The organism is Billgrantia lactosivorans (assembly GCF_003254665.1).
Taxonomy (GTDB): domain Bacteria; phylum Pseudomonadota; class Gammaproteobacteria; order Pseudomonadales; family Halomonadaceae; genus Halomonas; species Halomonas lactosivorans.
This window is the reverse complement of record NZ_QHGY01000010.1, coordinates 71674-84984: the sequence shown is the minus strand read 5'-3', so window position 1 is coordinate 84984 and position 13311 is coordinate 71674. Positions and strand designations below refer to the sequence as shown.

At 68.3% G+C, this 13311-nt stretch carries 11 protein-coding genes; 6 read left to right on the top strand and 5 right to left on the bottom strand.

Annotation, left to right across the window (positions count from 1 at the left end; all coding sequences use genetic code 11):
- Positions 1–70 precede the first annotated feature (70 nt).
- The 5 genes from fdhE to DIS04_RS16650 all read right to left on the bottom strand — a co-directional run bounded on the left by fdhE (position 71) and on the right by DIS04_RS16650 (position 6325).
- The gene (gene fdhE / locus DIS04_RS16675; protein WP_218938184.1) at positions 71–997 is read right to left on the bottom strand and encodes a formate dehydrogenase accessory protein FdhE; all 927 of its coding nucleotides are present in this window, start codon (positions 995–997) and stop codon (positions 71–73) included.
- Positions 994–1689 carry a formate dehydrogenase subunit gamma gene (locus DIS04_RS16670; protein WP_111414915.1) on the bottom strand — a complete coding sequence of 232 codons (696 nt, stop codon included), beginning with the start codon at positions 1687–1689 and terminating at the stop codon, positions 994–996. Before DIS04_RS16670 ends, fdhE begins: the two co-directional genes overlap by 4 nt.
- Positions 1686–2615 carry a formate dehydrogenase subunit beta gene (fdxH, locus tag DIS04_RS16665; protein WP_111414914.1) on the bottom strand — a complete coding sequence of 310 codons (930 nt, stop codon included), beginning with the start codon at positions 2613–2615 and terminating at the stop codon, positions 1686–1688. The genes DIS04_RS16670 and fdxH overlap by 4 nt, the downstream gene beginning before the upstream one ends.
- Positions 2616–2643: 28 nt before the next feature.
- The gene (fdnG, locus tag DIS04_RS16660; RefSeq protein WP_479688583.1) at positions 2644–5637 is read right to left on the bottom strand and encodes a formate dehydrogenase-N subunit alpha; all 2994 of its coding nucleotides are present in this window, start codon (positions 5635–5637) and stop codon (positions 2644–2646) included.
- 262 nt (positions 5638–5899) lie between these two features.
- Complete coding sequence (locus DIS04_RS16650; protein ID WP_111414911.1) at positions 5900–6325, bottom strand: hypothetical protein; 426 nt, start codon at positions 6323–6325, stop codon at positions 5900–5902.
- Between the two features lie 183 nt (positions 6326–6508).
- Here DIS04_RS16650 and DIS04_RS16645 point away from each other — a divergent pair, with 183 nt between their 5' ends.
- The 6 genes from DIS04_RS16645 (at position 6509) to DIS04_RS16620 (ending at position 13292) form a co-directional block, all read left to right on the top strand.
- Entirely contained in the window at positions 6509–7813 is a 1305-nt protein-coding gene (locus DIS04_RS16645) for an MFS transporter (protein ID WP_111414910.1), read from the top strand.
- Positions 7814–7870: 57 nt separating this feature from the next.
- On the top strand, positions 7871–9028 hold the full coding sequence (locus tag DIS04_RS16640) for a ChaN family lipoprotein (protein WP_111414909.1): 1158 nt from the start codon (positions 7871–7873) through the stop codon (positions 9026–9028).
- A gap of 110 nt (positions 9029–9138) precedes the next feature.
- Entirely contained in the window at positions 9139–9543 is a 405-nt protein-coding gene (locus DIS04_RS16635; protein WP_111414908.1) for a ribonucleotide reductase subunit alpha, read from the top strand.
- Positions 9544–9670: 127 nt separating this feature from the next.
- On the top strand, positions 9671–10234 hold the full coding sequence (gene ahpC, locus DIS04_RS16630) for an alkyl hydroperoxide reductase subunit C (RefSeq protein ID WP_111414907.1): 564 nt from the start codon (positions 9671–9673) through the stop codon (positions 10232–10234).
- Positions 10235–10409: 175 nt separating this feature from the next.
- Positions 10410–11966: an alkyl hydroperoxide reductase subunit F gene (ahpF, locus tag DIS04_RS16625; protein ID WP_111414906.1), complete on the top strand. Its 1557-nt coding sequence runs from the start codon at positions 10410–10412 to the stop codon at positions 11964–11966.
- 297 nt (positions 11967–12263) lie between these two features.
- Positions 12264–13292 carry an amino acid ABC transporter substrate-binding protein gene (locus DIS04_RS16620; protein ID WP_111414905.1) on the top strand — a complete coding sequence of 343 codons (1029 nt, stop codon included), beginning with the start codon at positions 12264–12266 and terminating at the stop codon, positions 13290–13292.
- Positions 13293–13311 lie beyond the last annotated feature (19 nt).

The following is a 13311-nucleotide window of genomic DNA, read 5'->3' as shown; positions in this document are numbered from 1 at the left end:
TCCGTCCAGATGGGGTGGGTCATCCCTATGGCATAGCATGTCCGACCGGGGGGCGTCCATGCGGGAGTGGCTATTCGACGATCAGCAGCGGGTTGGCCCCGCTGCGTCGGTAGCGTCCCTCCTCGTCGAGCAGCAGGTCGAGCGCGAGGCTGGCGAGGTCGTCGGCCAGCGGCTCGGCCCCGGCGTCGAGCGTGCGCGGGAAGATCTTGAGGTAGCTGCCGCAGTCGCCGCAGGCCTCGGCCTGGGCCGGCAGGGGCGCGGCCTCGTCGCTCTCCTGCGCCAGGCTCAGGTAGTCGAGCTTGCCGCTCTGCTCGCAGACGCTGCAGATGGCGCGCTCCAGGTACCACTGGGTGGCGCACAGCCCGCACTGCAGGTAGCGCACGCCGTTGTAGCGCGGGTCGGCTTCGATCACGCTGGCCAGCGGCGGCGAACCGCAGCTGGGGCACAGGGTGCGCGCCTCGCCGACCGGGCGTGGCGGAGGCTGGGGCAGGGAGCGCGCCAGGCGCAGCCAGGCCACCTGCAGCGCGGCGGCCACCAGCGGCATCAGCCCGCGGGTGCGCTCGTCGCCGGCCGCGCCGGCGAGCACGTCGTCCGCCAGCCGCTCGTTCTCCTCCGGGGTCTGCCGGCGCAAGGCGTCGAGCAGCGGGCGCTGGGCCTCGCCGACGTGCAGCTCTAGGGCGCCCAGCACGGCGTCGAGCTCGGCCGCGAGGTCGACGGTGTCGCGCAGCGCCTGCACGTTGAGCGGCGGCATGCCATGCGCGAGCGCCAGGGCGAAGGCCCGGGGCTCGGGCTGCCAGGCCGGCGCGGCGCGCTTGAGGGCCACCTGCTGGGCCTGGGCCAGCTGGGCCATGAAGCGCAGGAAGTCGCCGAGCGGGGCGACGCGTCCGGCGAGCTCCTGCAGGCGCCGGGCGCGGCGGGCGAAGTGATCGTCGTCGGGCAGGCGCACCTCGGGGGGCTGCATCATCCCGGCGGGGGCATTGCCGAAGGCGTGGGTCACGGCGACTCCTGTCGGTTCGTGGGCGTGTCGTGGCGGCGGCGGATCGCGCGTTGCTGGCGCGCCTTCTCGCGCTCCTCCTCGTACCACAAGCCGTGGTGGTGGCGCGCCCAGGCCCAGCTGACCCGGCCGCGCACCATGGCCTGGAACGAGCCCTTGACCCAGATACCCGAGTAGACGTGGATGATCAGGGTGAGGATGGCGAGGAAGGCGACGAAGGCATGCGCCAGGGACGCCAGCCGGCGCAGCGTGATGGGAACGGCCCCGGCGAAATAGGGCTGCCAGATCAGCAGGCCGGTGACCAGCAGCAGGACGATGCAGCCGAGCATGAGCCAGTAGACCAGCTTCTGGCCGGCGTTGTTCTTGCCCACCGGCGGCAGCCGCTCGTCGCGGTTGGCCAGCACGTCGCGGATCTGCCTGAGCCACTGGAGGTCGCGGCGCTTGATCAGGCTCTCCTTGAAGAAGGCGACCGCCATGACGAGAAACATCAGCGTCATGAACAGGCCGATGTAGGGGTGCAGGATGCGGGTCATGGTCGGCCCGCCGAACAGTGCCGTCAGCGACCAGAAGAAGGGGTGGAAGAAGGGCAGCCCGCTCAACACCAGCAGCACGAAGCTGATCGCGACGAGCCAGTGGTTGAGCCGGTTCCAGACGCTGTAGCGCTGCAGTGGGGGATCCGTTTTGGCCAGGCTCATGGGCGTTCCTCCCGTTCGCGTTCGCGGGCGTCGTCCTCGCGCACCGCCGCCTCGTCCTCCTCGCCGTGCTCCTTGGGCCCGGCGGTGACGTAGTGGACGAAGCCGGTCAGGGCGGAGATGCCGATCGCCACCGACGCCAGCGGCTTGGTCACGCCCTTCCAGGCGTCGACCAGCGGACTGATGCGCGGGTCCTCGGGCAGGTGGCTGTAGAGCCCCGGCCGGTCGGCATGCTGCAGCACGTAGATCACGTGGGTGCCGTCGACCCCTTCGGGGTTGTAGACCCCGGCGTTGTCGAAGCCGCGACCCTTGAGGAAGCTCGTGCGGGTCTCGGCCAGGTCGAGCATCTCCTCGCGGGTGCCGAACATGATCGAGCCGGTGGGGCACGACTTCACGCAGGCCGGCTCCAGGCCGTGGAACACCCGGTCGGAGCACAGCGTGCACTTGTAGGCCTTGTGATCCTTCTTCGAGATGCGCGGCACGTCGAAGGGGCACCCCGACACGCAGTAGCCGCAGCCGATGCAGTGCTCCGAGTTGAAGTCGACGATGCCGTTGGCGTATTGCACGATGGCCCCGGGGGCCGGGCAGGCCTCGAGGCAGCCCGGCTCGGCGCAGTGCATGCAGTTGTCCTTGCGGATCAGCCACTCCAGGTTGCCCTGCTCGTCCTCGTGCTCGTCGAAGCGCATCACCTGCCAGGTGTCGGGGGTGAGGTCGAGCGGGTTGTCGTAGACCCCCTCGTTGTTGCCCACCTCGTCGCGCAGGTCGTTCCACTCGGCGCAGGCGACCTGGCACGCCTTGCAGCCGATGCAGCGCGACACGTCGATCAGCTTGGTCACGCGCTCGACGCCGCCGCTGCGCTCCTGGGGGGAGGGCTCCTGGGTCGCCGAGCGGGCGATGACGTTCTGCAGGTTGATCTGGTCTCCTCGCATTCTCGCCTCCTTGGTCCTTTCCCTGGCCCTATAGCTTCTCGACCCGCACCAGGAACGACTTGTATTCCGGCGTCTGGGTATTGGCGTCGCCGACGGATGGCGTCAGGGTGTTGGTCAGGTAGGACTTCTTCGTCTCGCCGAGGAAGCCCCAGTGCAGCGGGATGCCGACCTGGTGAACCGTCTGGCCGGCGACCTGCAGCGGACGGATGCGCTTGGTCACCACCGCCACGGCCTCGATGTAGCCGCGCTTGGAGCTGACCCGCACGCGGTCGCCCTTGGCGATACCCAGTTCCTCGGCCAGGCTCGCGCCGATCTCGACGAACTTCTCCGGCTGGGCGATGGCGTTGAGCCGGTTGTGCATCGTCCAGTAGTGGAAGTGCTCGGTCAGGCGATAGCTGGTCGCGGCGTGGGGGAACTCCTCGAAGGTGCCGAAGTTCTCGCGGTCCCGTTCGAACACGCGGGCTCCCGGGTTGTGCTTGGCCAGGGGGTTGTCCGGGTGCAGCGGGTTGTTGGCGATCGGCGTCTCGAAGGGCTCGTAGTGCTCGGGGAAGGGCCCTTCGTTCATGCGGTCGCGGGCGAACAGCTGACCGCGTCCGGTCTGGTTCATGATGAACGGCGCCTGGCCGTCGTCGGGGGCGGAGGTGGGCGGGAAGTCGGGCACGTCGTTGCCGACCCAGCGCTGGCCGTTCCACCACACCACGGCCTTGCCCGGCGCCCAGGGCGTGCCGTCGGGCCGGGCGCTGGCACGGTTGTAGAGGATGCGGCGGTTGGCCGGCCACGACCAGGCCCAGCCCAGCGTCTGGCCGGTGCCGTAGGGGTCGGAGTTGTCGCGGCGCACCATCTGGTTGCCGCCCTCGGTCCAGCAGCCGGCGAACAGCCAGCAGCCGCAGGCGGTGGAGCCGTCGGCGCGCAGCATGCCGAAATCCTCGACCTGCTCGCCGGCGCGGATCACCAGGTTGCGCTCCTCGTCGCGCACGTCCTCCAGCGCCCAGCCGTTGTACTCGCGCGCCAGCTCCTCTGGGCTGGGCTCATCGGGGCGGCGGTAGGGCCAGTGCAGGTTGAGCAGCGGATCGGCGAAGGCGCCGCCCTCCTCCCGGTAGAGCTGCTGCAGGCGCAGGAAGATACCCGCCATGATCGCCGTGTCGGCGCGCGCCTCGCCTGGCGGGGGCGCCGCGGCCCAGAACCACTGCAGCCAGCGCGAGCTGTTGACGATGGTGCCGTCCTCCTCGGCGAAGCAGGTGGTCGGCAGGCGGAACACCTCGGTGTCGATCTCGGCCGGGTCCACGTCGTGATAGTCGCCGTGATTCTTCCAGAACTCCGCCGTCTCGGTGCGCAGGGGATCGATCACCACCAGGAACTTCAGCCGCGACAGCGACGCGGTGATCTTGGCCTTGTGCGGGAACGCCGCCAGCGGGTTGAAGCCCTGGCAGATGTAGCCGTTCACCTCGCCCTGATGCATCCGCTCGAAGGTGTGCAGGATGTCATAGATCGGGGTGCCGAGCTTCGGCAGCCAGTCGTAGCACCAGTCGTTCTCCTCGCGGGCCGCGGCGCCGAACCACGCCTTCATCAGGCTGACGTGGAAGCGCTCGTAGTGGCGCCAGTAGGAGACCTCGTCGGGAACCAGGGGCGGACGGGCCCGCTCCAGGATGTACTCCTCGTAGTCCTGCTCGTCGCTGCGCGGCAGCGTCAGGTAGCCGGGCAGCAGGTTGGAGAGCAGGCCGAGGTCGGTCAGGCCCTGGATGTTGGAGTGCCCGCGCAGGGCGTTGACCCCGCCGCCGCGCATGCCCATGTTGCCCAGCAGCAGCTGGACGATGGCCGCGGTGCGGATGATCTGCGAGCCGATCGAGTGCTGCGTCCAGCCCAGCGCATAGAGAAAGGTCATGGTCTTGTCGGGCGCGGCGGTCTCGGCGATCGCGTCCCAGACCCGCTGGATCTTCTCGCGCGGCGTGCCGCATACCGAGTTCACCACGTCGAGGGTGTAGCGGCTGTAGTGGCGGCGCATCAGCTGGAAGACGCAGCGTGGGTGCTCGAGCGACGCGTCGCGCCGGGCGTGGCCTTCGTCGTCGTACTCGTACTGCCAGCTCGCCTTGTCGTACTCGCCGCTGTCGGCGTCGTAGCCGGTGAACAGGCCGTCCTCGAAGCCGAACTCGGGGCTGACGATCAGGCTGGCATCGGTATAGGCACGCACGTAGTCGCGCTGGATGCGGTCGTTTTCGATCAGGTAGTGGATCAACCCGCCGAGGAAGGCGATGTCGGTGCCGGTGCGGATCTCGGCGTAGTCGTCCGCCACCGCCGCCGTGCGGTTGAAGCGGGGGTCCACCACCACCAGCCGAGCATCGTTGTGCTCACGCGCTTCCATCACCCAGCGGAAGCCCACCGGGTGCGCCTCGGCGGGGTTGCCGCCCATCACGATGATCAGGTCGGCATTGCGGATGTCGACCCAGTGGTTGGTCATGGCACCGCGACCGAATGTTGGGGCAAGACCTGCCACCGTCGGTCCGTGTCAGACGCGCGCCTGGTTGTCGAATGCCACCATGCCGAGGCTGCGTACCACCTTGTGTGTCAGGTAGGCGGTCTCGTTGGTCGAGGCCGAGGCCGCCAGCATGCCGGTGGTGGTCCAGCGATTGACGCTGTTGCCGTCCTCGTCGTCGGTGACGAAGTTGGCATCGCGGTCGTCCTTCATGTGCCGGGCGATGCGATCGAAGGCCTCGTCCCAGGAGATCCGCCGCCACTCGTCGCTGCCGGGCTCGCGCACCTGGGGATAGCGCAGTCGCGAGTCGCTCTGGATGTAGTCGAGCAGCCCGGCGCCCTTGGGGCACAGCGAGCCGCGGCTCACCGGGTGGTCCGGGTCGCCTTCGACGTGATAGATGTCGTCGACGACGTTGATCGCCGCGTCGCCGCGGCTGTAGAGCAGCACGCCGCAGCCCACCGAGCAGTAGGTGCAGTTGCTGCGCGTGATCTTGGCGCCGGTGAGCTTGAAATGGCGGATGGAGGCCACGGCGGGTTCAGGGGCGAACCCCATCATGGCCATGCTGGACGTGGCCATTCCCGCCGCGCCGAGTTTGAAGAACTGTCTACGTGTCACCCGAAGGGTCATGGGGGCCTCCTGCCTGGTTCCTGTACCCTCTGTTGTGCGTGGTTGGCATTGCTGTCGGTCTCGTTGCACGCGTTCGTGTCACGCGTCTCCGGCGCAGCTCGGTGGGCGGCGCCTGGCGCTACGCAAAGCGTAGCGGGTCTCGTCGGTCGCTGCCGGTCGTCTTGTCACGATGGGTAACCAAGGCACGTCAATCTTCATTGCTGCTCTGCGGCTCGCCGTTCTCCCGGCGGCCCTCATCCTCGGCGCCCAGCGGCTCGTCGGGCAGCGCCTCCTGCTCGGGTTGCTCCTCGCGCTCGGGAGCTTCGACCTCGTAGATGGGGCCGGCGTCGGACCCCGCCGCGGGGGTCTGGTGCATGTCGTCACCCTGGGTCTGGCCGCTGCCGGAGCCCTCCTCCTCCTGGTCCATCTCCGAGTGGGTGATGCCGCTGCTGGTGCCGTACTGGCCGGTGTCGACGTCGGGCGGCTCGATGGTCTCGGCGGGGCCCTGGCCCGCCTCGCCCCCGCCGGGCGATGCCGTCCGCTCCTCCGCCCCGGCGACGGTCAGCCAGACGGCGGCCGGCAGGGCGGCCAGCCAGACCCGGCGCCGGCATGCCGAGTTGCGCGTCCTTGCCATGAGTTCCTCCTGCGCTCGACCGTGACCCCTATCAGCGTAGACCGACCGCGGCCCAGGCGACAGCGAACCGCGTACGGACTGGCAGGGTGCGGAGGGGGCTTCCTACACTCAGGCCTGTAACTCATGCGAGCCTCGGGCAGGCGCTGCCCGCGGCGCCTTCACCGACGTCAACGGAGTGACCTCTTGCGCAGTCTGCCGGCGACCCTTCCGATCCTCTTCGTCTGCGAAATCAGTTTCCTGCTCGGGCATGGCCTGATCATGACCCTGCTCGGGGTGCGCATGTCCATCGAGGGCTTTCCCTCGCACATGGCCGGCCTGCTGATGTCGAGCTTCTCGCTGGGCTTCGTGCTGGGCAGCTACCTGCTCGAGAAGCGCATCCGCAGCGTCGGCCACATCCGCGTGTTCGCCGCCTGCGCGGGGATCCTGGCAGTCACCGCCATGCTCCACGGCCTGTGGGTCAACCCCTGGACCTGGCTGGCCTGGCGCCTGCTCGGCGGGGTGGCCACGGCGGGCATGCTGATGGTGATGGAGTCGTGGGTCTCGGGGGAGTCGACCAACGACAACCGCGGCCGGGTACTGGCGCTGTACATGATCATCTCGACCCTGTCGCTGGCCGGCGGGCAGTGGATGCTCAACCTGGCCGACCCGGCCGGGCCGGCGCTGTTCTCCATCGTCGGCATGCTGTTCGCCCTGGCGCTGGTGCCGCTGTCGATCGTGCGCATTCATGGCCCGCGCCAGACCCACGACATCCAGCCGCAGAAGATCCGCCTCAAGGCACTGTTCCAGCGCGCCCCGGTGGGGCTGGTCGGTGCCTTCACCGCCGGGCTGATGGTGCAGTCGTTCTTCGCCATGACCCCCTTCTATGGCCAGGAGATCGGCCTGAGCACGGGCGAGACGGCTCGCTTCATGGCGATCACCACCATGGTGGCGCTGTTCGCCCAGTGGGGGCTTGGGCGCCTCTCCGACCGTATCGACCGGCGCAAGGTGATCCTCGGCATGGCCGTGGTGATGACCATATCGGGCGCGTTGGTGTCGATGCTGGTGCGTATCGACTTCTGGCTGCTGGTGCTGGTGGCCTGTTTCCATACCGCCATGCTGCATACCCTCTATGCCCTGAGCCTGGCCCACACCAACGACTGGCTGGAGCCCGGCGAGATCGTCGCCGCCAATGCCAAGCTGATGATCTGGTATGGCATCGGCTCGATCATCGGCCCGTTCTCGGCGTCCCTGGTCATGCAACTGCTGGGGCCCGACGGGCTGTGGGTCTTCCTCGGCGGAGCCTCGCTCACGCTGGCATTGTTCGTGGCACTGCGCCTGCGCCGCCGCCCGGGGGTGCCGGTCGAAGAGGTCGAGCAGGAGCCCTTCGTGGCGGTGCCGACCTTGGAGACACCGCACTTCGCCGAGCTCGACCCGCGCCTGGAGCCGACCCAGCTGGAATTCCATTTCGAGGAGGGCAATGGCGACGAGATGCCGCAGGAGGCTGCCTGATGCTGCCAGGTGGTGTGCAATACGCCATCATGATGGCAGCCAGCTTGGGAGATGCCGATGCAAGACGCGTTCGCCCTGTTCCGTGTGCTGGGCGTGGCGGCCGGCCTGAGCCTGGCGCCGCTGCCGCTGCACGCCGATACCTGCCCCGACCCCGGCCAATGGCGCCAGCCCGGCGGCGAGCGCCTGGAGAGCGTCGCGCTGCTCGCCGAACTGGCCGAGCGCGACGTGGTGCTGCTCGGCGAACAGCACGACCGCATGGACCACCACCGCTGGCAGCTGCACACCCTGGCCGGGCTCCACGCGCTGCGCCCGGACATGGCGATCGGCCTGGAAATGCTGCCCCGCGAGGCGCAGCCGGCGCTGGACGCCTGGGTCGCGGGCGAACTGGACGAGGCGGCCTTCCTCGCGGCGAGCGACTGGTACGACGCCTGGGGCTTCGACCCCGAACTCTACCTGCCGATCCTGCACTTCGCCCGCCTTAATCGCGTACCGCTCAAGGCCCTCAACGTGACCCCCGAGCTGCGCGAGCGGCTGGTCGAGGCGGGCTGGCAGGCGGTGCCGGAAGCCGAGCGCTTCGGCATCACCCCCCCGGCCGAGGCTCCGCCCGACTACCGCGAGCGACTGGCTGAGGCCCACGCCCAGCACGCCGACTCCGGGGACGGAGCGAGCGTCGAGCGCTTCATCGCGGCGCAGCTGGTGTGGGACCGGGCGATGGCCGCGGGGCTTGCCGAGGCCGCCGACGAGGCCGAGCTGGTGGTGGGCCTGGTCGGCCAGGGGCACCTGCGGTTCGGCCACGGCGTGCCCCACCAGCTCGACGACCTGGGCCTCGGGGAGCACGCCACCCTGCTGCCGTGGCCGGCGGCGGACGCGGCGTGCGAGCCGCCGCCGGCCGGCGTGGCGCAGGCGGTGTTCGGCATGGCGGAACTCGACGGGCCACAGGCCGCACCGCCGCAGCTGGGTATCCTGCTGGCCGCCGCCGAGCGGGGCGTCGCGGTGGAGGACGTGGTCGCGGGCTCGGTGGCGGAGCAGGCCGGCCTCGCGCAGGGCGACCTCATTCTGCGCGCGGCGGGTGAGGTGCTGACGCGTCCCACTGACCTGATTCGGCTGGTGCGCCGCCAGCCGCCGGGCACGCTGCTACCGCTGGAGATACGGCGCGACGATGAGCGGCGGGAAGTGCTGGCGCGCTTCCCGCCACGGGAACAAGCGGGACACTGACCCAGATCAGGCACAGGGGGGCGGCGGATGCGCTATCGTGTCCGATACGCCGCCAGATCGGCGCTCCCACACTTCGCCCCGCTCGGGGCTTCTACCTCTGGAGGTCCGCCTTGTCCATTTCCCGTTTCGCCGATCTGCTGGAAGAGGCACGCCGCCAGTCCGAGCCCCAGCGGCTGCTGTTCGTCTTCGCTCGCGCCGAGCTGCCCGACAACCCCACCGCGGAGCAGCGCGAGCGCTTCGAGCAGGGGGAGGGGGGCGTGCTCACCCCGGTGCTGTGCGTCGACAAGACGCCGAACGAACTCAGCGACATGGCGGCGCTGGAGGCGGAGTCGCGGCGCACCGGGATCGAGTGGGACATCGTCTTCGTCGGCGCGCTGTCGGGCAGCGGCGGCCAGGCGGCGTCCGACGACACCGTCGAACGTCAGCTGCAGCGCATGGTCGAATCCCTGCAAATGGGCAATACCCAGGGTTTCCTGGCGCTGAACCGTAAGGGAGAGGCGGTGGCCTTGCAATGACCGCGCGGTGCCACCATAGACAGCTCTTATCGGAACCATGGCGGCAATCAATTTTCGCCTATCGGTTGCGATGGATATGATGTGCCCCGTATTCGGATCACCCACCCATGACATGGAGCTTTGCTGAATGTCCCTGATCAATACCGAAGTCAAGCCGTTCAAAGCCACTGCCTACCACAATGGCGAGTTCATCGACGTGACCGAGGCCGACCTGAAAGGCCAGTGGAGCGTCTTCTTCTTCTACCCGGCCGACTTCACCTTCGTCTGCCCCACCGAGCTGGGCGACCTGGCGGACAACTACGCCGAGTTCAAGAAGCTGGGCGTCGAGATCTACAGCGTCTCCACCGACACCCACTTCACCCACAAGGCGTGGCACGACAGCTCCGAGACCATCGGCAAGCTGCAGTACCCGATGCTGGCCGACCCGACCCTGCAGATCTCGCGCAACTTCGAAGTGCTGATCGAGGACGCCGGCCTGGCCGAGCGCGGCACCTTCGTCGTCGACCCCGACGGCAAGATCCAGATCGTCGAGATCAACGCCGGCAACATCGGCCGTAACGCCGAAGAGCTGCTGCGCAAGGTCAAGGCGGCCCAGTACGTGCGCAACAACCCGAACGAGGTCTGCCCGGCCAAGTGGAAGGAAGGCGAAGAGACTCTCGCTCCGTCCCTGGACCTGGTCGGCAAGATCTAAGCGGTCTGCCAAGGCCCACGAGGTGATCCCCTGACCTCGTGACGGTTCCCGCCCGGGCACGTGCTGCCCGGGCGATTTTCCGATCCCTGCAAGCCCCATCCTGCGCCGACCCTGGGTCGACGTTCAGGTGGCGTTTTGCCCTCTTTCCAGCCCGGACATGAAGGAAACCGCTGTCATGTTGGACGACAATCTGAAAAGTCAGCTAAAAGCCTACCTGCAGAAGGTCACGCAGCCGTTCGAGATCGTCGCATCCCTCGATGACGGCGCGAAATCCCAGGAGCTCCATGGGCTGCTCAAGGACATCGCCGGCCTGTGCGACAAGATCACCCTGCGCCTGGACGGCGAGGATGCGCGCAAGCCCTCCTTCGCGCTGAACCGTCCCGGCGAGGACACCGGCCTGGTCTTCGCCGGCATCCCCATGGGCCACGAGTTCACCTCGCTGGTGCTGGCCCTGCTGCAGGTCGGTGGCCACCCGCCCAAGGTCGACGACGACAAGATCGACCAGATCAAGGCGCTCGAGGGCGAACTTCACTTCGAGACCTACTATTCGCTCTCCTGCCAGAACTGCCCCGACGTGGTGCAGGCGCTCAACCTGATGGCGATCCTCAACCCGAAGGTGCGCCACGTCGCCATCGACGGCGCGCTGTTCCAGGACGAGGTGGAGGAGCGCCAGGTGATGTCGGTGCCGAGCATCTACCTCAACGGCGAACCCTTCGACCAGGGTCGCATGAGCCTGGAGCAGATCCTGGCCAGGGTTGACACCGGTGCGGCCCAGCGCGAGGCGGCCAGGCTCAACGACAAGCCTGCGTTCGACGTGCTGGTGGTGGGCGGCGGCCCGGCCGGCGCCGCGGCGGCCATCTACGCCGCGCGCAAGGGCATCCGCACCGGCGTGGCGGCCGAGCGTTTCGGCGGCCAGGTGCTCGACACCATGGCGATCGAGAACTTCATCTCGGTGCCCTACACCGAAGGCCCCAAGCTGGCCGCGGCGCTGGAGGAGCACGTCAAGCAGTATGAAGCCGACATCATCAACCTGCAGCGTGCGGTGGAGCTGGTGCCGGCGGCCGACCAGGGCGGCGAGCACGAGGTGGTGTTCGAGTCCGGCGCCCGCCTCAAGAGCAGGACGCTGATCCTCTCCACCGGCGCTCGCTGGCGCGAGATGAACGTGCCCGGCGAGGCCGAGTACCGCAACAAGGGGGTGGCCTACTGCCCCCACTGCGACGGCCCGCTGTTCAAGGGCAAGCGCGTGGCGGTGATCGGCGGCGGCAACTCCGGCGTCGAGGCGGCCATCGACCTGGCCGGCATCGTCGGCCACGTGACGCTGATCGAGTTCATGGACGAGCTGCGCGCCGACGCGGTGCTGCAGAAGAAGCTCGCCAGCCTGCCCAACGTCGAGGTCATCAAGGGCGCACGCACCACCGAGGTGAACGGCGACGGCAGCCGCGTCACCGGCCTGACCTTCGAAGAGCGCGCCAGCGGCGAGATCAAGCGCCTCGAGCTGGAAGGCATCTTCGTCCAGATCGGCCTGGTGCCGAATACCGAGTGGCTGACCGATTCGTCGATCGAGCTTTCCGCCCGCGGCGAGATCGTGGTCGACGAGCGGGGCATGACCTCGGTGCCCGGCATCTTCGCCGCCGGCGACGTCACCACCGTGCCCTACAAGCAGATCGTCATCGCCATGGGCGAGGGCTCGAAGGCCGCGCTGGGCGCCTTCGACTACCTCATCCGGCACTGACGACGAGCCCCCGCGCCGGGCACCACCCGGCACGGCGGCCCCCCTTGCGACGCGCCCCCGCAGGCTCTGCCGGCGGGGGCGCGCTGTCGTCTGGCCCACGCCGCCGACCGGCGCTGCGCGCGAACCGCCGGCGCACCACAATGAGGCGATGGTTGAGGCTGGATATGCTTCGGCACGAGCGTTGAATAAGGGTTTTGCCTGCGCTATCCCCGCATTGGAACAAACCTTGCTAAGGTGCTGGCACATGCTTCGGCATGCATCGTCCAACAGACAACAGAACCAACGAGGGATCCTTTCATGCGCGACAACAACAACAAGTGGCTTCTGCTCGGCTCCGCAGCGGCCCTGGCCCTGGGAACCGCCGCCGTGGCTTCCGCCGACACCCTGGACGACACCCGCGAGCGCGGCACCGTGCAGTGCGGCGTCAGCGACGGCCTGCCGGGCTTCTCGGCGCCCGACGACGAGGGCGAATGGCAGGGTCTCGATGTCGACGTCTGCCGCGCCGTGGCAGCGGCGGTGTTCGGCGATTCCGAGGCGGTGCGCTACATCTCGCTGAACGCCGTGGAGCGCTTCACCGCGCTGCAGTCGGGTGAAGTGGACGTGCTCTCGCGCAACACCACCTGGACTGCTACCCGCGACACCACCCTGGGGCTCAACTTCACCGGCGTGACCTTCTACGATGGTCAGGGCTTCCTGGTTTCCAAGGATCTGGGCATCAGCAGCGCCGAAGAACTCGATGGCGCGGCGATCTGCACCCAGTCCGGCACCACCACCGAGCTCAACCTGGCCGACTACTTCCGCGCCAACGGCATGGAGTTCGACCCCATCGTCTTCGATACCTCCGAGCAGACCGTAGGGGGCTTCGAGGCTGGTCGCTGCGATGTGCTGACCTCCGATACCTCACAGCTGGCGGCGCTGCGCATTCAGCTCTCCGATCCCAACAACGCCGTGATCCTCCCTGAGGTCATCTCCAAGGAACCCCTGGGCCCGGTGGTGCGCCAGGGCGACGACAAGTGGTTCAACATCGTCAAATGGGCTCTGTTCGCCATGTTCAACGCCGAGGAGTATGGCATCACCAGCGACAACGTCGACGAGATGCGCGGCTCCGAGGATCCCAACATTGCACGTTTGCTGGGCGAGGACGGCAACTACGGCGAGGCGATGGGCCTCGACGCCGACTGGGCCTACAACATCATCAAGCAGGTGGGCAACTACGGTGAGGCTTACGACCGCAACGTGGGCATGGACTCCCCGCTCGAGATCGAGCGTGGCCTGAACCGGCTTTGGACCGACGGCGGCATCCAGTACGCTCCGCCGATTCGCTGATCGTACCGCCTCGGGGCAT

Excerpts from the sequence above, each read along its gene's own strand:
- DIS04_RS16670 (WP_111414915.1), bottom strand. The coding sequence starts at position 1,689 with ATGAGCCTGGCCAAAACGGATCCCCCACTGCAGCGCTACAGCGTCTGG.
- fdxH (WP_111414914.1), bottom strand. The coding sequence starts at position 2,615 with ATGCGAGGAGACCAGATCAACCTGCAGAACGTCATCGCCCGCTCGGCG.
- DIS04_RS16650 (WP_111414911.1), bottom strand. The coding sequence starts at position 6,325 with ATGGCAAGGACGCGCAACTCGGCATGCCGGCGCCGGGTCTGGCTGGCC.
- DIS04_RS16640 (WP_111414909.1), top strand. The coding sequence starts at position 7,871 with ATGCAAGACGCGTTCGCCCTGTTCCGTGTGCTGGGCGTGGCGGCCGGC.
- ahpC (WP_111414907.1), top strand. The coding sequence starts at position 9,671 with ATGTCCCTGATCAATACCGAAGTCAAGCCGTTCAAAGCCACTGCCTAC.
- ahpF (WP_111414906.1), top strand. The coding sequence starts at position 10,410 with ATGTTGGACGACAATCTGAAAAGTCAGCTAAAAGCCTACCTGCAGAAG.
- DIS04_RS16620 (WP_111414905.1), top strand. The coding sequence starts at position 12,264 with ATGCGCGACAACAACAACAAGTGGCTTCTGCTCGGCTCCGCAGCGGCC.